Genomic DNA, 21,928 nt, shown 5'->3' with positions numbered 1-21,928 from the left:
TCGATTCTCACCATGGCCGCGCAGTCGCGCCCAGCGCAACGGCGCGTGGCTCCGCGGATCGGCCTCCGGAACGGGCAGGAGGGCGGACAAGATCCGTAGAAGACGACAGACCTGAGCACCCACTGACTGCACCTTAGTGAAGAGCGCGAGCTGGGCGTCATCAGGGACGACCTGCGCTGCACCGCGGTCCGCGTCAACCGTCCGGTACGTCGCCGGGAGCGGTGTGCCGGCCTCACGCCGCTTCGAGCACGGTCGTGAGGGCGTGGATAGATGCTCCCCTGTTCACCGATCGTTAGGGGAGGGGAGGTTTCGCTGGTGGCCGCGAGACGGAGGATGAAGGTGTGCCTCCCGTATGACGGACGGCCCAGCCCCATGGCGCGATCGAGAGGAACGTCCCCATGTCAGGTTCCCTGTCCCGGCGAGTTTTACTGGCCGGCGTGCCCGCCGTCGGCCTGGCGGTCGCGCTGCCCGGCGCCGCTTCGGCCGCGGAGAGCGCCTACGCGGCCTTCCGCGTCGTACGTCGCCGCCCCGGCGAGCCCGGCCGGCCCGAGGTCGTGCTGCCCGCCGGTTACGAGATCCTGCCCGGTGAGAAATACTCCGTGGCTTCTCGGGCGGAGTACTACACGTTCGTCCAGGGCCCGCACACCGCCGCGGGGATCGAGGTCACGGTCCGCTGGCCGGACGAGCGGGTCGAGGCCGTCGTCCACCAGGACACGCGGCTGGAGCTGCGCCGCGTTCCCGGCGACAGGCACAGCGTGTCGTTCACGCTGCCGATGACGCAGCCCTCGCCCGACGCCAACCAGCCGACGCTGCAGGTGTGGAGCCATCCCGACGTCTCGCCAGGCATGAACTGGCGGATCGAGCACAACGACCCTGACCGCGCCGCGGGCCCATGGACGACGGTGCCGTGGCCGGCAGGCCCGGTCAGATCGGTGATTCACCAGCTCGTCGCGGCGCACACCATCCTGCGGGACTCCGGCATGGTCGACGTCGCCGCGGCGAAGGGACACCGGTTCGTGCTGATGGGCATCGAGACCAACAACACGCTGCACGCCGACAATCCTCCGCACTGGCACATCTCGTACAACTCCGGTGCGGACTTCAGCGCGCCCACCCACAACCCGCACTTCTGGCTCGACCCGTCCGGCCGTAATTTCTACAACGGCATGGACGTCACCGGTCTGGGCCGGCTGAAGTACTACGTGGGCGATCCGGCGCCGCTGTACGACTTCGTGGGGGAGGCGAACGGCGGCCGTGGCGACCTCGTCGTCACCTTCACCCTCCGGCAGGACGGCGGCATCGACATCGTTTCGCCGCAGGGCCGTACGTACGCCATCGCGGCCGGGCGCGGGGGCGATCTGGTGGAGGAGGTCACCGCGCTGCGTGACGGCGAGCCCTGGCTGCGCGTCAGCACCGACGACCGCGTCCGCCAGGGCGTGCTGGTCGTGCGGGTCGAGGGGCTGCGGGACCGCGCCGATTCCAGCGTGCGGGTCTACCGTTATGACCGGCTGACGGGAGTGGGGCTCCCGTAGCGATGAAGAAATTTCCACCGAAGTAGCCTCTTACCTGCGTTAACGGAGGCATGTGGCCGCCCTGTGGTGGGTTGGTCAAGAGAGCCGGAATCCCATCGGCTTGACCTTGACGCGACGTCAACGTCTTGACTTGGCCAGGCGGGCAACCACCCGCTGCCCCCCAAAGAAAGGCACCGAAGGCGATGACGCTCCCGTACGACCGCCCCGATCCCCTCACGCCCCCTCCCGAGTACGCGGCCCTGCGCGAGACCACCCCTGTCGCCCAGGTGAAGACCCCCGGCGGCGGCCCCGCCTGGCTCGTCACCTCCTACGACGCCGTTGCCGCCATCCTGGCGGACCGGAGGTTCGGGCTCGCCCCGGCCGGGACCGCGCACCCCGGGAACGACACGCTCTTCCAGGACGGCGAGGCGCACGGGCGGCTGCGGCGGCTGGTGTCGAAGGCGTTCGGGCCGCGCGGGATCGAGGCGCTGCGCGATCGAGTCGAGCGGCTCGCAGACGACCACGTGGCCGCGATCGCCCGGGGCGGGCCGCCCGCCGAACTCGTGGCGGAAGTGGCCGGGCCCGTGTCGATCGCAGCGATCAGCGAGCTGCTCGGGGTGGAGATCGCCGACCGCGAGCACTTCCAGGCCGTGGCCGTGGGCGCCGGCGGTGTCGACTTCGTCTTCGGCGGCGAGGAGGAGATGGCCCGGGGCGCGCAGGCATGGGAGAAACTGTTGGCGTACGCCGCCACCCTGGCCGAGGCCAGGCGCGAGGACCCCGGCGATGACCTGCTCAGCTCCCTGATCACCGTACGGGACGCCGAGGACGGCAGGCTCAGCGACGGCGAGCTCGTCGCCATGGCCGCCACCATCGTCTCCGCCGGATACCTGTCGGCCCGCAACGCCATCTCCGCGGCCGTGCTCAGGCTGCTGCGCGAGGGACACCTGGCCACGGCCCCCGAGCGGCTCGGCGCGACCGTCGAGGAGGTGCTCCGCCTGCAGTCCGGGCAGACCGGCGAGCCCTTCCCCCGCTTCGCCCAGACCGACGTCGAGCTGGCCGGGACGCGGATCCAAGCCGGTGACCTGGTGTTGGTACGGCTCGAGGCCGCACACCGCGACCCCCGGCACTTCGCCGATCCCGACGCCTTCGTGCCGGAGCGGACATCGAGCCCGTCACTGGTATTCGGGCACGGCGTGCACTACTGCCTCGGCGCGCCACTGGCCCGCCTCGAGGTCGCGGCCGTGATCGGAGCGCTGGCCCGGCAGCTGCCCGGTCTGCGCCTGGCGGGCACGGCCGAGAGCGTCGAGTGGGTCCACGACGGGGTCGACGCCGGCCCGAAGGCTCTCCACGTCATCTGGTGAAGCCGTGCCTGGTGTGAGCAGAGGGCGGCAGTAACTGACCGTGATCTCCAGCGGTAGACCTGCTTCATGCGCCGCTGACGTACTCAGAATCCGTGGATGCGGATCTGGAGTGGGACGGTCGGAGGTCAGCCGGTCCGTTGCAGTGCAGACAGCAGGAGCGGCTGGTGCCGGTGGATGAGTTCGCGATCGGCTGTGGCCCAGGCGACGGCTGCCTGCGCGTGGCGGCGGCGAGCGGGCGTAAGCGTGGGATCGTCGATGTTCGCCGCCTCCGCGTCCGCGATGTGCGTCTGCCTTCGCACCATCGCCTCCAGGAGGTGCGCCGGTTCGACCGTGCCGTAACCGTCGCGAAGTTCCCGCAGGTGCCGGGCTTGTTCGGCGATCAGTACCCGGCCTTGCGACTGGATGCACCAGGTCCACGCCATGTAGCCCAAGTCGTCGAGCCGGTCGCCGGGACGGCAGGACGACCAGTCGATGAAGACCACCGGCAGCCCCTGCCGAAAGATGGCGTTGAACGGACCGGGATCGCCGTGGATCACGCATTCCCGGTCGGCGGCCAGGGCGTGGCCAGCGGTGACCTCGTGCAGCTCGCGAAGCATCCGGCCGCCGGCAGCGTAGGCGCCGTGTGCTCGCTGGGTGGGGTGATCGGTGGTGGTGCCGGGGATGAAACTGAGGATGTCGCGTCCGTGGTCGTCGATGCCGAGGTAGCGCGGCGCGTGGGGGTAGCCGACGGACTCCAGGTACGTCAGGACCCGGGCAGCGAACGCGGAACCGGCATCGCGCGTGCGGCGCACCGTCTCGCCGGCCCGCACGACTTGCAGGGCATTGTTCCCGCCAGGGAGAGGCTCCTCGGTCACAACAACCATGGTGAGTCATGCCTTCAAGGTTCACGAGCGGGGGGTGATACGGAGTTGTGTAGTTATCGGCGTGCTCGCCTCTTCAACTGCTGGATGTTGCGGGTGAAGCGACATTGCGAACACCACGTCGAAGGCGAGGGCCCGGCGCGACAGTCCCGGAGACCCGCCGCCGCTCCGCCCTGGCGCGTCCCGGGCCGAGCCGTCCTCGTTCAGCCGGCTGCACAGGTCGAGCACACGCCGCCACCACGGCCGTCGTTCGCTGGTCTCCACCGGCACATTGTCACGCCTGCCCCGTCCGTCCCACATCGGCCGTCGTGACGGGGCTGCACGCTCTTCGGGGCTAGGTCGCAGGGATGACCTGGCCCCGCCTCGTTCTCAAGCACTAGGTGATCTCGGCAGCACGGCCGAAGCGCGCCAGCAGGAGCGGCGCCTAGCTTCGTTCCCGGCACCAGGCCGCGGTGCAGCCGCGGCCCCGCATGGCGGCCTCGACGATCGAGGCGCTGTTCATGATCATCCTTTCGACCCTGTACCCAGGAGGACATGGCGTGACCGCTGTCCTGCGAGCCCAGGCACTGGGCAAGAAGTACGGCAGACGCTGGGCGCTGCGCGAGTGCACCATCGACATCCCGGCGGGCCACATCGTGGGGCTGGTGGGCCCCAACGGAGTCGGCAAGTCCACCTTGCTGAAGCTGGCCTGCGGCCAGCTCGAACCGACCGTGGGCGGCATCGCCGTGCTCGGCGGCCGGCCGGGAAGCACGCCCGCGCAACTGGCCAAGGTCGGGTTCGTCGCCCAGGACACCCCGGTCTACGCGAGCCTGACCGTTGCCGACCATCTGCGGCTGGGCGCGCGGCTCAACCCCCGCTGGGACGACGGCATGGCGCGCGAACGCATCGCGCGGCTCGGCCTCGTCCCCGCACATCGGGCGGGCAGGCTGTCGGGCGGCCAGCGCGCCCAGCTCGCCCTCACCCTGGGCCTGGCCAAGCGGCCCGACCTGCTGATCCTGGACGAGCCCGCGGCCGCCCTCGACCCGCTGGCCCGTCACGAGTTCCTGCAGCACCTGACGGAGGCCGCCGCCAAGCACGAGCTGAGCGTGGTGCCCTCCTCCCACCTGGTCTCCGACCTGGAACGGGACTGCGACTACCTGGTCGTGCTCGTCGACTCCCGCGTCCGGATCGCCGGGAGGATCGACCAGCTGGTGGCCACCCATTACCGGCTCACCGGCCCGCGCTGCGATCCCGGCAGGCTGCCCGCCGGCCAGTACGTGGTCTCCGCCCGGCACACCGGCCGGCAGAGCACCTTCGTGGTCCGTGCCGGTACCCCGATGCACGATCCGGCCTGGACGGTCAGCCCGATCGACCTGGAAGAGCTCGTCCTGGCCCACATGGACCGGCGCACCGCCGAACACCGGCGGGAAGCCCAGGAGGTGCGGGGATGATCTGGCTTACCTGGCGCCAGTTCCGCAGCTCGGCCGCGATGACGGCCGCCGTACTCGTCGTCCTCGGTATCGCCCTGGCTGTGACCGGTCCGGGTCTGGCCTCCCGCTACGCCGCCGGAATCGCCGGCTGCACCCCGAACGACACCTGCGCCGACTTCTTCGACCGGTTTTTCGGCGAGTGCCAGATCCCCTTTCTGGCCCTCACCCTCGTCGTGCTGATCCTGCCGGCGCTGGCCGGGCTGTTCTGGGGTGCTCCGCTGGTCACCCGTGAGCTGGAGGCGGACACGCACCTGCTGGTGTGGAACCAGAGCATCACCCGCGCCCGCTGGCTGGCCGTCAAGCTCGGGCTTACCGGCCTGGTCGCCATGGCCGCCGCCGGGGTGTGCGGTCTTGCGGTGACCTGGTGGTCCGACCCGCTGGACCAGTCGGCCGTTCCGGAAATGGCGCGCATGGCTCCTCTGGTCTTCGGCGCGCGCGGCATCACCCCGATGGGGTACGCGGCCTTCGCCTTCGTCCTGGGCGTGACCCTGGGCGTGCTGGTGCGCCGCACCCTGCCCGCCATGGCCCTCACATTGATCGCTTTCGCCGCGATTCAGCTCGCCATGCCGCTGCTGGTCCGGCCTCACCTGATGCCCCCGGTCACGTCGACGTTCGAGCTCGGCCGGACGAACGTGGAAGGCATGGTGCCGCAAGGCGGAGCCATGCACATCTTCCTGAGCACGTCGGCCGTGCCCGGCCACGCGGGTGCCTGGGTCCTGTCCAGCTACCTGGTCGATCCGTCCGGACGCGTCGTCGGCGGCGATAGAGCCTCGGGGCCGTCCTCGACGGTCGCGCGGTCCGTCCCGGTCTCCACGACGTCGGGACCCTGCGCACCCACGGGGGGACTGGGCACCGAGGCGTGCACAGCCGAGATCAACCGGCTCGGCTACCGGCAGCAGGCGACCTACCAGCCTCTGAAGCGCTTCTGGCCGTTGCAGTGGATCGAGACCGGGATCTACGTCCTGCTCACCCTCGCTCTCGCCTGGCTCTGCTTCCGGCGGGTACGCAGAGGCCTGTCATGACCGCCGTCAGGGTAGCGGCCGCCGGGCTCGGCCTTCTCCTGGCGGCCGCTTGCACGGCGCCGCGCGTGGCGAGACCAGCACGGCGGCCGGCACGGTTTGCGCGCCGCCCAAGGGCACCCCTGGCAAGGAGACCGCCACCACGATCGACGTCATCGAGCAGGCGTACTTCTGCCTCCTCGGCAACTACCACAGCGGCGCCACGCTGGACGCCCGCACCCTGCTGACCGCCGGATTCGCCGCCTTGACCCAGGAGCTCGACCGCAACGGACGCGACCTGCCCGAGGCGACCATGCCGGCGCTGAACGGCGACCGGAAAGCCGACTGGGCCGTCTTCGAAACCGTCTACCGGAAGATCACCGGCCAGGTGCCCGACCTGCGCGACAAGCTCGCCGTCGCTGCCCTCGAAGCCATCGTGGCCGCCCTCGATGATGAGCACGCCTCCTGGGCTCACGACGTCGAGCAGCCGCCGGACCACTACGACGGCGATGGCTACGGCCTGGGTCTCGAGGGGAACGTCGGCGCGTCGCAGGCGGACGGCAACCTCGCCGCCGCCGTACCGCCGCTGTTCGTCATCGCCGTGCGGGGCGGCGCGGCGCGGGCCGCCAGGCTGCGCCCGGGCGACGTCATCGAATCGATCAACGGCTCGGCGCCCTTCACCGACCAGAAGGCCACCACTGCGATCCCCGCCCTCTATCCGCGATATCCGGAGGCACGCCCCGTCGAGCTGAGCCTCCTGCGGCCCCGCTCCGGCCGCCGCTGGAGCGTGACGCTCCAGCCCGGCCTCTACCAGCAGGACCTCTCCGACCTGCAGGTGGTGCGGTCGAAGCTGCTGGACGACGACATCGCCCACGTACGGGTGGCCAGCTTCCTGCCCGACTCCGCGGATCGGATAGTGCGGGCGATCTCCCGGCTGCGCAGGGGCCGGACACTGTCCGGTGTCGTGCTCGACCCGCGCGGCGCCGGCGGAGGCAGCATCACGGAAGCGACCCGGCTGCTGAGCGCGTTCGCCCACGGCAAGGTCACCGCCTATCACTGCACCGCCGATGACACCTGCCAGAGCCTGCGGACCGACGACACCGTCGAGCTGCTCGGCCTGCCGCTGGCGGTGCTCACCTACCGCGGCTGCGCCTCGGCGTGCGAGCACTTCGCCTCCGCGGTCAAGGACCTGCGGGCCGGCCTGCTGGTCGGCACCAGAACCGCCGGCATGATCTCCGGGCCGGCGCAGCGGTACCTGCTCGCCAACAACCCGCCGGCGGAGGCGGCCTGGTCACCATCGCCATCACCCTGGCCGGGACCACCTCGCGAGCGGGCGCCGTCACCGCCGGGGTCGGCCTGGTCGGCGCATTCGGCCCGCTGGCCGGCTCCACGCTGTCGGCGATCTCCTGGCGGGTGCCGCTGCTGCTGTCCCTGCCCGCGCTGCTGGCCGTCCCCGCCGTCCTGCGCCGCGCCCCCCATCACGACAGCCGCGAAGCCGCCGGCGCCACCCGTACGGACACCGTCGGGACCCTTCTGGTGATGGCGCTGGTCAGCGCCTTCGTCCTCATCCCTCGCCTGGAACTGGCGGCGGCCGCCGCCGCGGCCGTGGCCGGCCTGCTGCTGGCCCGGCACGTCCGCAGGAAACCCGCCGGGTTCGTCCCTCGGCCGGTCATCCGCTCCCGGCCGTTCATCACCGCGGCAGCGGCGGCCGGCACGCTGTCCACCTCCTACTTCGCTCTGCTCTACACCGTGCCCCGGCTGCTGGAACACCACTGGACGAGCGAGCGGATCGGGTGGATGACGCTCATGATGCTGGCCGCCGGCTCGATCGCCTCGCTGCTGTTCACCCGGTGGACCTCCCGGCTCGGTGCGGCCGTCACCTGGGCCGTCCTGCCGGCCACGGGCGCCGTGGCCGTCGCCCTGCCGCTGGTCGCCCCGTGGCCGGTGCTCATCGCGGCGTCCACCGCGTTCGCGGTGTTCGCCGCCACAGCGGCGATGGCCTGGTACGCGGCCCGCGTGGGCGAGGTCGTGCCACACGAGCACCGGGCCACCGCCGTGAGCCTGTTCACCCTGTGCTATCAGCTGGGCGGCGCCTTCGGCCCGGCACTGGCCACTCTCCTGCTCGTGTGAAACCCGCGGCGCCCGCGGACGCGCCGCGGTCGGGAAGCGGACAGCGAATGGCCTGGTAACCGGTCAGGCGAAGAGCCGACACTCGGCGGGCTGGTCCTGCGACGGCGGAACGCCGTACCGCCGGCGGCGTTGTCTCCGTGCCACCGAGGAAGGCTGATCGATCGTGACCGAACGCGTGCGCGTGGCCGTGCTGGCGGGCGGACCGTCCGCCGAGCACGAGGTGTCGCTGCAGTCGGCGCAGGCCGTGCTCGACGCCCTGCCGCAAGATCTGTACGAGCCCGTCCCCGTCATCATCGACCGGCAGGGCAGATGGCCGGTGGAGCCGCGGCCCGATCTGGCGGACGTGGTCTTCCCCGCGCTGCACGGGCCGTTCGGCGAGGACGGCGTCGTCCAGGGCCTCCTGGAGACGCTGGGCATCCCGTACGTGGGCTGCGGCGTGCTGGCCTCGGCCGTGGGCATGAACAAGGTCGCGATGCGGCGCGCGTTCTCGGCGGAGGACATCCCGGTCACTCCCCACGTGTGGTTCACCGAGCACGAGTGGCGCACCACCACCGACCCCTGGGGCCTGGTGAAGTCGCTCGACTGGCCGATGTACGTCAAACCGGCCGGCATGGGCTCCTCCATCGGCATCTCGCGGGTCACCTCCATGGAGGAGCTGCGCGCGGGCGTGGACCTGGCGCTGGCCTACGACGGGATGGCCGTCGTCGAGCAGGGCGTGACGGCGCGCGAGATCATCTGCGGCGTGCTCGGCGGCCATGACGCGCCGGACGTCTCGGTGCCCGGCGAGCTCATCGTGCCCGGCGACTGGCTCGACTACGAGGCGAAATACCTCAGCGGGGCCGAGATCGCCACCATCCCCGCCGCGCTGCCGGAGCGCGTGGCCGAGGACGTGCGCGAGCTGGCCCTGCGCGCGTTCCGGGCGATCGGCGGCTACGGCCTGTCCCGTGTCGACTTCCTCTACGAGGAGGACACGGGACGCCTGTACGTGCTGGAGATCAACACCATGCCCGGTTTCACGTCCCGTTCCGTCTACGCCAGGGCCTGGGCCGCCAGCGGTGTCCCGTACCCGGACCTGCTGCGCCGCCTCATCGACCTGGCTTTCGCCAGGAGCCGCTCATGATCCCCATGACGCTGAACGAGATCGCGCGGGTCGTCGGCGCGAGCCTCCACGACGTGCGCGACCCGCAGGCGACGGTGACGGCGCCCTCGGCGGTCGACTCCCGCGAGGTGCTGCCCGGCGGCCTGTTCGCCGCGACGGCCGGCGCCAACGTCGACGGTCACGACTACGCGGCCGGCGCCGTCGCGGGCGGCGCCGCCGCCGTGCTGGCCTCGAGGCCCCTCGGCGTGCCCGCCCTCGTGGTCGAGGACGTCCAGGTCGCGCTCGGCCTGCTGGCCAGGCACCTGCTCGAACGCATCAGCCCGACCGTGATCGGCCTGACCGGCTCGGTGGGCAAGACCACGACCAAGGACCTGCTGGCCCAGGTGCTCGAACGGCACGCCGCGACGGTCGCCACCGACAGGTCGTTCAACAACGAGCTCGGGCTGCCGCTCACCGTGCTGCGTGCCGATGCCACCACCCGCTACCTGGTGCTGGAGATGGGCGCGGGCCGCAAGGGCGACCTGACGTATCTGACCGGGCTCGCACCGCCGCAGGTCGGGCTGGTGCTCAACGTCGGCACCGCACACGTGGAACGCATGGGAGCCGGGCCCGCCGACGTGGCCGAGGCCAAGGGCGAGCTGGTCGAGGCGCTCGCGGCGGACGGGTTCGCGCTGCTCAACGCCGACGACCCGTACGTCAGGGGCATGGCCGGCCGGACCAGGGCGCGGATCCTGTGGTACGGACGGTCGGCGCAGGCGCAGGTGCGCTCCGGGAACGTGCGGATGACCCACGGGGGGCGGACCGCGTTCGAGCTGGTGACGCCCTCCGGCCGCGCCCCGGTCGAGCTCGACCTCATAGGCGAGCACCAGGTGAGCAACGCCGTGGCCGCCGCCGCCGTCGCCACCGTGCTCGGCCTGGGCGCCGCCGAGATCGCCGACGGGCTGAGCGCCGCCGTGCGGCGCTCAGCGGGCCGGCTGGAAATCGCCGAACGACCTGACGGCATCACCATCGTCAACGACGCCTACAACGCCAGCCCCGAATCCGTGCGGGCCGGGCTGCGGGCGGTGAAGGCCCTGGCCGGAGCCCGTCGTACCGTCGCCGTGCTCGGCACGATGGGGCAGCAGGCGGACGCCTCGCGCGCCCGGCACGCGGAGATGGGCCGGCTCGTCGCAGGTCTCCGCTTCGACGTGCTGATCGCGGTCGGAGCAGGAGATCCGGTCGCGATGGCGCAGGCGGCGCAGTCGTCGAACCCGGAGATGGCCGTCCACACCGTCGAGGACGTGGCCGGGGCCCTCAGCCTGGCCACCGCGCTGCTCGAACCGGGAGACGTGGTGCTCGTCAAGGCCTCCAGCGAGATCGGGCTCGGCGCGTGCGCCCGCGCGCTGGCCGGCGCCTGACCTGTCCCGGCGCGGACGCGGACACCATCCGGCGCATCCGCACGTCACGGGGACAAGGGTCGGCCTGCCGGGGGTCGCGCATCGTGCGTGCCATCAGAGCCTCCTGAGGGGACCGTCGCCTTCAGGCGATGGGGGAATCGGGAGCGGGAGGTCCGCCAAGGCCCGGGCGGTCAGGGGCAGAACCTCAGACACCGTCGCCTCCTGCGGATAGGATGGTGCTTGTGCTTTCGGGCATCGGTCAGGGCTTGGCCGTCGTCTCCCGCGTAAGCGGGGCGAGAAGCCGCTTCCTTCACGGAGCGGAGGAGTCACGTCAGGAGTCCTTACGCCGCCGTATGGTGGCGGATCTGGACATCCGCCACCATACGGCGGCGCCCATCGCCATCGCCGCGAGAAGGATCCACCACTGAGGTTCTACGACCACTCCTTATTGCTTCTAGATTACTTAGGGGCATTAAGGAAACATAGATGCCCTAAGATGTCAACGGCGGTCAGGGGAACGACCTGAGGGGTGAGGGGTGAGGGGTGTCCGCACATACCAGCAGACGACAAGTGCTGATCATGTGTCGACGTACGCTCCATTCCGCTTCGGCGGCAGGCCGGATCCGGACGGCTGGACACCTTCTGGCCTTAAGAATGAGCAGGCACCCCGTCTAGCCTGTCGCCACAAGCTGGCGAAACGGGGTTTCATGCGCACTATCGGTCTCATCGGCGGGTTGAGCTGGGAATCGACGGTGATCTACTACCAGATCATCAACCAGCGGGTACGCGAGCGACTCGGCGGCAGCCATTCCGCCAACAGCCTCATCTGGTCGGTCGACTATACGACCGTCGAGGACCTCATCTTCGCCGGCCGCTGGGACGAGGTGAGCACGTTGCTGACCGGTGCCGGCGGGAAACTGGCGGATCTCGGAGCCGACCTCCTGCTCATCTGCAGCAACACCTTCAGCCGGGTGAGCGACGACGTCGAGCGGGCCGTGAGCGTGCCCGTGCTGCACATCGCCGACGCGCTGGGCGCCGAGATCCGCGCCAGGGGCATGCGCAAGGTCGGCCTGCTGGGCACCCGGTTCACCATGGAGCAGCCCTTCTACCGGGACCGGCTGGCCGCCCACGGTTTCGACGTGGTCGTCCCGCGGCGTGAGCAGCGCGACCTGGTCCATCGCGTGATCTTCGACGAACTGGTGCGCGGGGTGCTCCGGGAGTCGTCCAGGGACGCGTACGCCCGGATCATCGATGGTCTCGCGGACGACGGAGCCGAAGGCGTGATCCTCGGATGCACGGAGATCGAGCTGCTGGTCGGCGAGAAGGACAGCGCCATCCCGGTGCTGCCGAGCGCCCGGCTGCACGCGGAGGCGGCGGCCGGCTTCGCGCTCGCCGACTGATCGTGCACGCCGTGGGCGGGATGCGGCGGGTCAGGCGGACCGGTCCGCCGGCGCGCCTGCGCCGTACAGTTCCCGGTGCCACAGGCCGGCGCAGACGCGTTCGATGCCGGCCGCCAGGTGGCGGCGGTAGGTGGTGAAAGGCAGGCCGAGCCGTTCCGCGGCCAGCTCCTGGGTGGGAGTCCCGCGGAGGAACGTGACGGACAGCGCCCGGTGGAACTTGAACGCACGCGGATCCTCGCGCAACTCGTCGATCGCCTGGCGGAGCACGTCGCCCAGCGCCGCGGCGGGATCCCGCCCGGCCCGCTCGGCGATCAGCCTGGTGCGCGCCAGCGGGGAAGCCGCCAGCGCGTCCGGCCGCGACAGCAGGCGCAACGCCTTGCGCACCGCCTCGGCGAACTGCGCCCGCGACAACACCGCCAGTTCCGCCGCGGCGGCGCTCGGGCCGCCGGCCGGGCCCGCGACGAGCGGGTGGTTCATGCGCTCCAGCCAGGTCTGCGCCGGCACCGCGCGCCAGTCATGAACGAACAGGGTGTAGGCGTCATCGCCGAGCCGCGGCTCCTCGGAGAGGGTACGCATTCCGTAGTGCCGTAGATGTTCCACCCACTCCGGGTCCGGATGCCGTAGCGCGATGGAGGACCATGCCAGGCGCTCGGCCCGCAGGCAATCGGCGATCATCCGCCACCGGATCGCCTCCGACAGCGGCGAGTGCTCGCGATACTGCGGCAGCGCCCACATCCGGCCGACCGCCACGTGTTCGCCGGCGCGCAACGGCGTGGTGGCACGCGCATGCGTCCACGCCGCGGCCACGACGGGATCGGCCGCCAGCTCCCGCTCGTCGGGTTCCGCCAGGCGCAACCAGGCGGAGAAGGCCACGGGCTCGCCGGTTTCGGCCCGCCGGTACAGCCGGAACGCCTGCGGCTGCCGTTCGGCCCAGAAGGCGGCACAGAAGACGGCCCCGGAGGCGGCGCCCTCCGCGGCTGCGGCCACCCGGACCAGCGTGCCGACGTCCTCCTGCCGCACCGGTTCCTCCTGGTACTCGTCCTCGTCCCGGCAACGGTGCGAACCGGCCGGCGCCCCGTTGCCGCGATGCAGGTAGAGCAGCGCCGCCACCGCGCCTGGCACGTCCACGTCGCTCGCCGTGCGCACCCTGTCCGCCAGATGCGCGTGCAGCCGGTCGTGCATCGCCGCGTGCCCTTCGGGATCGCGCCACCGCAGGTCCGCCTCCACCACCTCGCGCACGACGTCATGCGGAAACAGCCCGAGACGGCACGACTCCACGAACGGCAACCGCCGCAACCAGCCGAACAAATTCGCGGCGTCCTGCGGAAAGACCGCCCGCAGCAGGTCTTCTGTCGTCACCCGCGCATGCGCGCAGACCTCCAGAGCGTGCCGATGCGCCGCCGAGGGCAACTCGCCCACCAGCTGATCCAGCAACGTGCCCACCACGCCCTGATCCGGCGTCCACCGCCTGCCGGCCCCGCCGTCCTTCACCGCCACGGCCGCCCCCAGCAGCAGCGCCAGCGGATGACCTCCGGCGAAGGCCAGCAGCGGCTCGCGCGACTCGGCCGGCACCCCGCGGGAGTCCAGCAGGGCCTGCGCGTCTCCGGCCCGCAGGTCGCGCAGCGGCAGCACCTCCAGTGCACCCGCCCATCCCGGATCGGCCTGCCATCGCATGTCCGGCGGACATCGCCCCGCGATCACCACCAGCGCCCCCATGGGCACGCGCGGCAGGAACCGCTCGCGCAGCCACTCCTCCCAGCCCCGCACGCGTTCGACGTTGTCGACCAGCAGCACCGCGTCCGCGTCACGAAGCGCCGCCTCGGCCTCGGAGCCCGCCGGCTCCGGCAGGAGCCCGTCCACCATGGACACCGGCCGCCCCGCCGCCGCGGCCTCGCCGGCGAACCGCCGCAACAAGGCCGACTTCCCCACGCCGCCGGGACCGTGCACGTACAGAACGCTGCAGCGGCCGCCGTACAACGCCGCGGTGAAAACCGCGAGCTCCTCCTCCCGCCCCACGAACGCCGTCTCCCTCGCGGCTTGCAGGCGCCATCCCAGCAGTCCCGATGACATATCCCTTGACCCTTCTCCGATCGCCCGTCGGTTCTCGGGCGCGAACCCGTCAACGTCCCCGCCCCGGTCAGCCCAGGCCGGGGTGGGGCCGGCGGGGCGGTGGTGTGCCGCCGCGGTCCGGGCGGTACTCGAAGTGCCACCACTCGTTGTCGTAGATGCGGTAGAGGTCGTAGCGGGCGCCGTGTTCCTCCAGCCAGCGCGCGCCTTCGTGGGGGCGCACGTCCAGCGCGATGCCCTTGACGTGGCTGGATTCCGCCGCCGGCAGCACGAGCATGCGCGCCGAGGCCGGGGAGCCGGAGCGGCGCACCTCCTCGTCGAACATCCGTTGCTGGACGAGGGGATCGCGGTAGCCCGAGGTGAGGCCGAGCAGCTGGCCGTGACGCCAGAGCGCCCTGGTACGGGCCGCGGTGAACGCCGCCAGGGCACCGTCGGCGAGCCCGGTGAGGTCCTCGGCCGGGAAGCGCATCCGTAACGCCCAGGAGCACGCCAGTTCACGAGCGCGGCCGGGACGGCGGACGAACGCCGCGGGCAGCAGCAGAACGGCGAGCACCAGCGTGACCACGGTGAACAGCCGGTCGCGGGGCCGAGGTGGGATGGTGCGTGGTTCGTTCATGGCGACTACGATTGGCGCCGAATATGCGTGCGTTGTCCGCCGCATGTCATCGTTTCTCGACGGCGGCCACCGCCGGCGCGACCGTGACACGACCATGACACGGCGCGCACGAGGCGGGGACACGACCGGCCGACAGTGGATGGAGATGACCTGCGGGGAGCTACGGAGCGTGCGGTGAAACTCGGCGGCGTGTCGCGAGTGTTGTTGATCGAGGATGACCCGGCCGTGCGGGAGGGCCTGGAGCTGGCCCTGACCCGGCACGGGCACCGGGTGCGCGCGGTGGAGTCCGGCGAGCAGGGGCTGGACCGGCTGCGTACGGACCTGCCCGACGTGGTCGTGCTCGATCTGATGTTGCCCGGCATGGACGGGTTCGAGGTCTGCCGGCGCGTCCGGGCCGCCAGAGAGGTGCCGATCATCATGGTGACCGCGCGCGGCGACGACATGGACGTGGTGGCCGGGCTGGAGGCGGGCGCCGACGACTACGTGGTCAAGCCGGTGCAGCCCAGGGTGCTGGAGGCCCGCATTCGCGCGGTGCTGCGGCGGATCGGCCGGGACCAGGCGGAGCTGGAGCGGCACGGAGACCTGACCATCGATCGGGCCGGGCTGGTGGTCACCCACCGCGGCGTGCCGGTCAGCCTCGCCCCGACCGAGCTGCGCCTGCTGCTCGAGCTCTCCGGCACGCCGGGCCGGGTGCACAGCCGCCAGCAGCTGCTGGAGTCGGTGTGGGAGCACGGGTACTTCGGCGACTCGCGTCTGGTGGACGCGTGCGTGCAGCGGCTGCGGGCGAAGATCGAGGAGGACTCGGCGGCGCCCGTCTACGTGCAGACGGTGCGCGGGTTCGGTTACCGGTTCGGGCCGGTGTAACCGCCGGTGGCACCACGGCCGAGCCCGGGGCTGCGTGCCCGGCTGCTGTTCGCGTTCGCGCTGCTGTGTGTGGTCACCGCGGCGGCGGTGGCCGGCGGGATGTACGTCGGGGCTCGCAACGCCATCCTCCAGCGAGCCCAGGACGCCGCGGTGCAGGCGACGAAGAGCCAGCTGAAGGAGCTCTTCCCGTTGCGGAGTGCGGAGCCCGGCCCGGACGAGCTCCGCGGCATCGCCAACAAGATGACCGAAGGAAACGTACGCGCGATGGCCATCTACCGCGGGGCGTACTCCACAGGCGACCCGGCGCCGGCCGACCCGCCGGGGGGCTCGCCGGGGCTCCGCACGCAGGGCGGTGACACGCCGGTCGTGCGTCCCGAGATGCTTCCACTGTCCCTGCGGCGCGAGGTGGCCGGCGGCAATGTCGCGTGGCAACGCGTGCTGGTGTGGCAGGGCGCGCCCTTCCTGCTCATCGGCGCGCCGCTGCTGATCGCCGAGCCGGACGGGACGGCGCGGATGTCCGGCATGGAGGTCTACGTCCTGCACAGCCTGCTTCCCGAACAGCGCAGCATCAACGAGCTCGCCGCACGCGCCTGGCTCACCGGCGGGGCGGCCCTGGCGTTCGCGGTCGTCCTGGCCTTGCTGGCCACCCGTAGCGTGCTGCGGCCGGTGCGCGAGCTCGGTAGGGCGGCACACATGCTGGGCGAGGGCGAGCTGCGAGCCAGGGTCGAGGTCCGCGGCGCCGACGAGCTGGCCGACGTGGCGCGCACGTTCAACAACACCGCCGCGGAGCTGGAACGGCACGTCGAGCAGCTGCGCGAGATGGAGGCCGACGCCCGCCGGTTCGTGGCCGACGTGTCGCACGAGCTGCGCACCCCGCTGGCCGCGCTCGCCGCGGTCGCCGACGTCCTCGACGACGAGGCGGACGGGCTGCCCGAGCCCGCCGGCAGGGCCGCCAGGCTGGTCAGCCAGGAGACGCTCAACCTCACCGGCCTGGTGAACGACCTCATCGAGATCAGCAGGTTCGACTCCGGCGTCGCGGCCCTCGCACTGAACGAGGTCGACGTGGCCGAGCTGGTGCGCGCGACCCTGCGTACCCGGGGCTGGCCGGAGCGGGTGCACACCGAACTGGCCTCCGCGGTGACGGCCCGGCTGGACCCGCGCCGGGTGGACGTCATCCTCGCGAACCTGGTCGGCAACGCCCTGCGGCACGGCGAGCCACCGGTGTCGGTACGGCTGCGCGCCGACCAGGACGGGATCGCCGTCGAGGTCCGCGACCACGGACCGGGGCTGGACGAGGCGGTGCTGCCGCACGTGTTCGACCGCTTCTACAAGGCCAGCGCGGCCAGGGCCAGGTCCGAGGGCAGCGGCCTCGGCCTGGCCATCGCGCGGGAGAACGCGCGCCTGCACCGAGGCGACCTCACCGTCACCAACGCCCCGGACGGCGGCGCCGTCTTCACGCTCCGCCTGCCACGCCGGGCACCCGATCCGGATGGAGGCCACGGGTGAAGGCCTGGCTCGCCCGTCGCGTGCTCGCCGCGGGCCTCGTGTCGTTCGTCGCTCTGGCCGGCTGCGGCGTGCAACCCAGCGACGCCATCCCCGCGGGCGCCCCGCCGAGCGGACCCGTCGCACCTACCTGGAAGATCACCCTCTACCTGGTGAAGGACGGCCGGCTCAGCACGGTGACGCGGCGATCCGCTCGTGGACCAGCCCGAACGAACGCGCTCATGCTGCTGGCGGAGGGACCCACGCAGAGCGAACAGGCGGAAGGGATCACCACCGACATCCCGCGCGAAGCCGCCCCGTTCTCGGTGGCCGCCAAGCCGGGCCACCTGGTGGTGACCGTAGCCACCCCGGCAGACGAACTGCCGGCACTGGCCGTCGACCAGATCGTGTGCACGGCCGCCGCCCTGTCGCCGGAGAACCCCGCCCAGGTCACCGTCCTCGGTGCGGGCCAGAGCATCGGCCCCCAGGAGTGCCCGGGGTGACGACGGTGTCCTCCCGGGCTCCGCGGGGCTCGTACACGCGGAGGAAGGCAGCCCGGTCGCTGCCCTGAGCCCGGCCTGGCCGCGCCCTACGTCGCCGGGCTGACCAGCCCTGTCTGGTAAGCGATGACGACCAGTTGCGCACGGTCGCGCGCACCCAGTTTCGTCATCGCGCGGCTGACATGGGTGCGTGCGGTGGCCGGGCTGAGAAACAACCGGGCGCCGATCTCGTGGTTGCTCAGGCCCTGCCCCACCAGGGCCAGCACTTCGCGTTCGCGCTCGGTCAGCTCCGCGAGCCGGTCCTCCGCAGCCCGGGCGGCTGTTCGCCTGGTGGTGAACTCGCCGATGAGGCGTCGGGTGATCCGCGGTGCCAGCAGCGCGTCCCCCGCGGCGATCACCCGGACGGCATGCAGCAGCTCGGCCGGCCCGGCGTCCTTGAGCAGGAACCCGCTGGCGCCGACCTGCAAGGCGTCGAAGACGTACTCGTCGGTGTCGTAGGTGGTGAGGATGAGGACCCGCACCTGCTCCAGCCCGCGCGTCCGGACGATCTGGGCGGTGGCCTGGATCCCGTCCAGTTGCGGCATGCGGATGTCCATGAGGACGACGTCGGGACGGCCGGCGCGGGCCCGTTCGACCGCTTCTGCGCCGTTGGTGGCCTCGCCCACCACCGTGATGTCGTCCTCGAGGTCGAGCAGGACCTTGAACCCGGACCGCACGAGAGCCTCGTCGTCGGCGAGCAGCACCCTGATCGGTGAGGCGGCCGCCGCGTTCACAGGCGCGACCCGGTCGGCGCGAGGGGCAGCCGTGCCCTGACTTCGAACCCGCCGCCCGCGAGCGGCCCGGCGTCGAGCTCCCCGCCCAGCAGCCGGCAGCGCTCGCGCATGCCGGCGATCCCGCGGCCGGGCTCGGCCGAGCGGCCCGTGCTGCTCGGATGCCGGGCCGGCGGGCGCGGATCCGCCGAGTCATGATCCCGGGCGGTACGGCCCTCATCGGTCACGCGGATCTCCAAATCTTCGATCCCTGCCTTCAGCTCCACCGTCACGCGGGTCGGGCCGACGTGGCGGATCACGTTGGTGATCGATTCCTGGACGATCCGGTAGGCGGCGCTTCCCACCGCGCTGGGCAACGGCGTCGCGGGCGAGGCCTCATCGAGCTTGACGTCGAGTCCCGCCTGGCGTGCCTTGGCGGCCAGTTCGTCGATCTGCCCCAGCCGGGGGTACGGCTCCCGCCCGCCGTCATCGTCGTCGTCACGGAGCACTCCGAGGATGGCCCGCATCTCCCGCAGCGCCCGGGAACTGGTCTGCTCGATGGCCCGCAGCGCCTCGCGCGCCACTTCCGGCCGCTTGTCGAGCACGTGCGCGGTGACACCGGACTGCACGTTGATGATCGCTATGGCGTGAGCGACGGTGTCGTGGACCTCGCGCGCGATCCGGAGCCGTTCGGCGTCCACCCGCGCCCGCGCTTCCTCCTCACGAGTCCGCTCAGCCAGCTCGGCGCGCTGCTGAGCTTCGGCCGCGATGACCTGCCGGGACCGGACGGACTCGCCGAGGGCCGCGCTCATGACCGACGCGCCGATCCGGAAGTACACCCATCCGATGGCGGCGCGTGGTTCGATGTCGGCCGCGGCGACCAGCCAGCCGATGGTGAGCACCGAGGTGCCCACGCCGGCGATCACCAGCGCCCGGCGCCCGTCACCGTAGGCGGCCAGGGTGTACAGGGCGACGAAGAGCCCGAGCCAGCCGGGCCCGTCCGGGAAGCCGAGACCGTAGTACACCAAGCTGGCCGACGCGGCGACGACGAACACCGGAACCGGCCACCGGCGGCGGACGGCGACGACCACACCACTGGCGACCAGCAGGGCATATCCCAGGTTTCCGAGGTCGGTCAGGGGACGCTGCACCACCTCGCCGGCATTGCGGACTATCGTGCCCTGCACCTGCATCACGGTGACGAACAGCGCGAGCAACACCTCCTGCGCCGGCACCGGCAGGCGCAACGACACGGCGCGGCCTTTCATGCCTCGATCCTACGGTCGCCGCCCGCGAGAACACTCCGCCCAGCGGCGCGGCCGCCTACGACGACGGGCGTACCGGGGCACGAGCCGTCTACGCGGAACTGCGTAGAGGCAGCCATCCGCAGGCGGAGGCCGTGCCTGCATCGACGGCGCGACGATCGAGTCAGTGAAACCCCCGCCGGGCGCTCACGCTCGTCACCAAACCCCGACCGGCATAGGCCACGCCACCGCGACCCACGCGCTGCGGGTGCCCGTCATCCGACCGAAAGGATGCTCCATGTCCGTCCTGCTGGCCACGCAGGTGGCCTCGCCAGTCTGTACGACGGCCGCTGAATGCGCGGGCCAGGGTGTCGACACGTTCATCGGGACCCCTGCGCGCGTCTGGGCCAGCGTGGCCGCGCTGGTGGCGCTGGCCAGCGTGATCATCGGCTGGCCGGCGCACCGCTCCGTCCGTCGTGGCAACGGCGGGAGAGGGGCGGCCACCGTGGCTCTGGGGGCGGGGCTGATCGGCGGGCTCAACGGCGCGGTGAAACTGGCCGTCGCCGACGGTGGTCTCGGCACCGGCAACGGAGTGTTCGGGGCGGCCGTGGCCCTGGTGCTGGGCCTGGCCGGTGCGGTCCTCGGCGGCCTGGCTCTGGCCCGCTCCCGCCGGACCGAGCCGAGCGGCTGACCGCGGCCAGGACAGGCCCGCGATCGAGACCCGAACAACCGCGCACAACCCGATCACCACACGGCGCCTCCGAGACGCGTGCTCGTCACCGGCATCTCGACCGGCACAGGCGATCCAGCGCGCCGCGGGGCCCGTCATCCGACCGAAAGGATCTTCATGTCCCTCCACCACCTGACCACCACCGCCGCCGCGCACGTTCTGGTCCAGCCCGTCGATGCCTACACCTTCACCTCCGGGCGTCTCTGGTCCGTGGTGGGCGCGCTGCTGGGGCTGGCCGGCGCCGTCATCGGCGGGCTGGCTCTGGCCCGCTCCGCCCGCCGTATCGGCAACGGCGGGAGAAGGGGGGCCACCGTGGCCCTGGGAGCGGGGCTGGCCTGCACGGTCATCGGCGGGCTGGTTGTGGCCGCCGCCGAGGGGGGTCCCGGCACCGGTTACGGAATAGTCGGGGGCTGGGTGGACCTGGTGGTCGGGCTGATCGCCATGGTCCTCGGCGGGCTCGCTCTGGCCCGCTCCCGCCGCACCGCCTGACCCGGCCCGGGACGGTGCCCGAGTCACGGCCGCCGCAGCGCGTACGTCACTCGATCGGACGGCTTCAACCGGAGGGCTGTTCGGGGACCAGCAGCACCGGCTGGTCGGCGTGGCGGGCGAGGTGCTTGGCGACCGAGCCGGTCAGAAGGTGGGTGCCCCACTCATGCCGGGCCGCGCCGATGACGATCATCAGGGCTTGGTGGCGGGCGGCCAGATCCACCAGCTGCCGCGCCGGATCCCCATGGCCGACCTGCCAGCTCCACGGGAGCGGATGACCGGCGAGCAGGGCCCCGACCTGGGCGCGTTCGCCGGCCACCGCCTGCTCGGCGTAGGCGTCCCAGTCACAGGCGTCGGGATCGATGGGGTAGTCGTCCAGATCGACGACATGCACCACCAGCAGCCGCGCCCCCAGCCGGACGGCCAGGTCGGCGGCGGTCGCCAGCGCGCGTCGCGCGGCCGGATGCCGGTCGTATCCCACCACCAACCACAGCGCCTGACGTTCGGCTCCCTGCCCGGGTGCTGCAGGCGTCGGATGCTCACCGCGGTGGTTCATCACGCTGCTCTCCCTCACCCTTCACCCTTCGACGTGAGCTCGTCTGGCTGGGGCAAGAAGGCGCGGATCGTTCTCGCACAGCGGATCGTCGAGCGCATCGCGGGGCCGGGGAGTTTCATGGCCGCCTCCTACCAGTACCTGAGCGGAACACCACTGGCAGGGACCGTTGACGAAGACGCACTCCGTGGTTGTCCCCGCTCGTAGGCAGAGGCGGCGGGCCCCACCGCCGCACCCGGCAAACCGGGCTTCACCTGGCATTATATCGTGTCGGCTCTCTACGGCCCTGGGCTCACCAGGTCGCCTGCAGCGTGTGCACGCCGTACACGAGGCTGAAGGCGCGGAAGTCCACCTGCTCGTACGGATCGGCCAGGGCGAGGCCGGGGAAGCGGCGAAGCAGCGCGGGGAAGGCGATGCGCATCTCCATCCGGGC

At 71.8% G+C, this 21,928-nt stretch carries 20 protein-coding genes; 14 read left to right on the top strand and 6 right to left on the bottom strand.

The annotated features are described in order from the left end of the window. Positions 1-398 precede the first annotated feature (398 nt). On the top strand, positions 399-1,532 hold the full coding sequence (locus ACTWPV_RS44060; protein ID WP_443156344.1) for a hypothetical protein: 1,134 nt from the start codon (positions 399-401) through the stop codon (positions 1,530-1,532). Positions 1,533-1,714: 182 nt separating this feature from the next. Then, positions 1,715-2,872 carry a cytochrome P450 gene (locus tag ACTWPV_RS44055; RefSeq protein ID WP_443156343.1) on the top strand — a complete coding sequence of 386 codons (1,158 nt, stop codon included), beginning with the start codon at positions 1,715-1,717 and terminating at the stop codon, positions 2,870-2,872. Positions 2,873-2,997: 125 nt separating this feature from the next. Here ACTWPV_RS44055 and ACTWPV_RS44050 read toward each other — a convergent pair whose 3' ends face one another. Beyond that, positions 2,998-3,726 (bottom strand): aminoglycoside phosphotransferase family protein, encoded by a 729-nt coding sequence (locus tag ACTWPV_RS44050; protein WP_443156342.1) that lies wholly within the window; start codon positions 3,724-3,726, stop codon positions 2,998-3,000. 545 nt (positions 3,727-4,271) lie between these two features. Between ACTWPV_RS44050 and ACTWPV_RS44045 the strand changes: the two genes are divergently transcribed. The 7 genes from ACTWPV_RS44045 (at position 4,272) to ACTWPV_RS44015 (ending at position 12,204) form a co-directional block, all read left to right on the top strand. Beyond that, the gene (locus ACTWPV_RS44045) at positions 4,272-5,162 is read left to right on the top strand and encodes an ABC transporter ATP-binding protein (RefSeq protein WP_443156341.1); all 891 of its coding nucleotides are present in this window, start codon (positions 4,272-4,274) and stop codon (positions 5,160-5,162) included. Next, the gene (locus tag ACTWPV_RS44040) at positions 5,159-6,223 is read left to right on the top strand and encodes an ABC transporter permease (RefSeq protein WP_443156340.1); all 1,065 of its coding nucleotides are present in this window, start codon (positions 5,159-5,161) and stop codon (positions 6,221-6,223) included. Before ACTWPV_RS44045 ends, ACTWPV_RS44040 begins: the two co-directional genes overlap by 4 nt. A 49-nt stretch (positions 6,224-6,272) precedes the next feature. Beyond that, the gene (locus tag ACTWPV_RS44035; protein WP_443156339.1) at positions 6,273-7,739 is read left to right on the top strand and encodes a S41 family peptidase; all 1,467 of its coding nucleotides are present in this window, start codon (positions 6,273-6,275) and stop codon (positions 7,737-7,739) included. Continuing rightward, positions 7,739-8,329: an MFS transporter gene (locus ACTWPV_RS44030; RefSeq protein ID WP_443156338.1), complete on the top strand. Its 591-nt coding sequence runs from the start codon at positions 7,739-7,741 to the stop codon at positions 8,327-8,329. Before ACTWPV_RS44035 ends, ACTWPV_RS44030 begins: the two co-directional genes overlap by 1 nt. A 163-nt stretch (positions 8,330-8,492) precedes the next feature. After that, positions 8,493-9,449, top strand: coding sequence for a D-alanine--D-alanine ligase family protein (locus ACTWPV_RS44025; protein WP_443156337.1), 957 nt, complete (start codon positions 8,493-8,495; stop codon positions 9,447-9,449). After that, the gene (locus tag ACTWPV_RS44020) at positions 9,446-10,825 is read left to right on the top strand and encodes a UDP-N-acetylmuramoyl-tripeptide--D-alanyl-D-alanine ligase (RefSeq protein ID WP_443156336.1); all 1,380 of its coding nucleotides are present in this window, start codon (positions 9,446-9,448) and stop codon (positions 10,823-10,825) included. The genes ACTWPV_RS44025 and ACTWPV_RS44020 overlap by 4 nt, the downstream gene beginning before the upstream one ends. 686 nt (positions 10,826-11,511) lie before the next feature. After that, positions 11,512-12,204, top strand: coding sequence for an aspartate/glutamate racemase family protein (locus ACTWPV_RS44015; RefSeq protein ID WP_347649507.1), 693 nt, complete (start codon positions 11,512-11,514; stop codon positions 12,202-12,204). Between the two features lie 30 nt (positions 12,205-12,234). Here ACTWPV_RS44015 and ACTWPV_RS44010 read toward each other — a convergent pair whose 3' ends face one another. Together ACTWPV_RS44010 and vanY-N are read right to left on the bottom strand one after the other, a co-directional pair. Further along, on the bottom strand, positions 12,235-14,274 hold the full coding sequence (locus tag ACTWPV_RS44010) for an ATP-binding protein (RefSeq protein ID WP_443156335.1): 2,040 nt from the start codon (positions 14,272-14,274) through the stop codon (positions 12,235-12,237). Between the two features lie 67 nt (positions 14,275-14,341). Then, positions 14,342-14,887: a D,D-peptidase/D,D-carboxypeptidase VanY-N gene (gene vanY-N, locus ACTWPV_RS44005; protein WP_443156334.1), complete on the bottom strand. Its 546-nt coding sequence runs from the start codon at positions 14,885-14,887 to the stop codon at positions 14,342-14,344. Between the two features lie 189 nt (positions 14,888-15,076). On the opposite strand from vanY-N, the gene ACTWPV_RS44000 reads away from it, so the two are divergent. Genes ACTWPV_RS44000 through ACTWPV_RS43990 form a run of 3 tightly spaced genes read left to right on the top strand, consistent with a single transcriptional unit; the run spans position 15,077 to position 17,736 of the window. Continuing rightward, positions 15,077-15,751, top strand: coding sequence for a response regulator (locus ACTWPV_RS44000; protein ID WP_443156405.1), 675 nt, complete (start codon positions 15,077-15,079; stop codon positions 15,749-15,751). 6 nt (positions 15,752-15,757) lie between these two features. Next, positions 15,758-17,257, top strand: coding sequence for an ATP-binding protein (locus ACTWPV_RS43995; protein WP_443156333.1), 1,500 nt, complete (start codon positions 15,758-15,760; stop codon positions 17,255-17,257). Next, positions 17,254-17,736, top strand: a complete 483-nt coding sequence (locus ACTWPV_RS43990) for a hypothetical protein (protein WP_443156332.1) — start codon at positions 17,254-17,256, stop codon at positions 17,734-17,736. The genes ACTWPV_RS43995 and ACTWPV_RS43990 overlap by 4 nt, the downstream gene beginning before the upstream one ends. 86 nt (positions 17,737-17,822) lie before the next feature. On the opposite strand, the gene ACTWPV_RS43985 is transcribed toward ACTWPV_RS43990, so the two are convergent. Both ACTWPV_RS43985 and ACTWPV_RS43980 read right to left on the bottom strand, forming a co-directional pair. After that, positions 17,823-18,506 (bottom strand): response regulator, encoded by a 684-nt coding sequence (locus ACTWPV_RS43985; protein WP_443156331.1) that lies wholly within the window; start codon positions 18,504-18,506, stop codon positions 17,823-17,825. Beyond that, on the bottom strand, positions 18,503-19,750 hold the full coding sequence (locus tag ACTWPV_RS43980) for a sensor histidine kinase (RefSeq protein ID WP_443156330.1): 1,248 nt from the start codon (positions 19,748-19,750) through the stop codon (positions 18,503-18,505). Before ACTWPV_RS43980 ends, ACTWPV_RS43985 begins: the two co-directional genes overlap by 4 nt. A gap of 274 nt (positions 19,751-20,024) precedes the next feature. On the opposite strand from ACTWPV_RS43980, the gene ACTWPV_RS43975 reads away from it, so the two are divergent. Then, positions 20,025-20,417, top strand: a complete 393-nt coding sequence (locus tag ACTWPV_RS43975; protein WP_443156329.1) for a DUF6223 family protein — start codon at positions 20,025-20,027, stop codon at positions 20,415-20,417. 156 nt (positions 20,418-20,573) lie between these two features. Further along, positions 20,574-20,945 carry a DUF6223 family protein gene (locus tag ACTWPV_RS43970; protein ID WP_443156328.1) on the top strand — a complete coding sequence of 124 codons (372 nt, stop codon included), beginning with the start codon at positions 20,574-20,576 and terminating at the stop codon, positions 20,943-20,945. Between the two features lie 64 nt (positions 20,946-21,009). On the opposite strand, the gene ACTWPV_RS43965 is transcribed toward ACTWPV_RS43970, so the two are convergent. Continuing rightward, the gene (locus ACTWPV_RS43965; protein ID WP_443156404.1) at positions 21,010-21,498 is read right to left on the bottom strand and encodes a universal stress protein; all 489 of its coding nucleotides are present in this window, start codon (positions 21,496-21,498) and stop codon (positions 21,010-21,012) included. Between the last annotated feature and the right edge of the window lie 430 nt (positions 21,499-21,928).

Origin of the sequence: Nonomuraea sp. KM88 (assembly GCF_052245635.1) — a bacterium.
Classification (GTDB): domain Bacteria; phylum Actinomycetota; class Actinomycetes; order Streptosporangiales; family Streptosporangiaceae; genus Nonomuraea.
The sequence above is the reverse complement of the archived record's forward strand: the minus strand, read 5'-3'. Positions and strand labels throughout refer to the sequence as shown.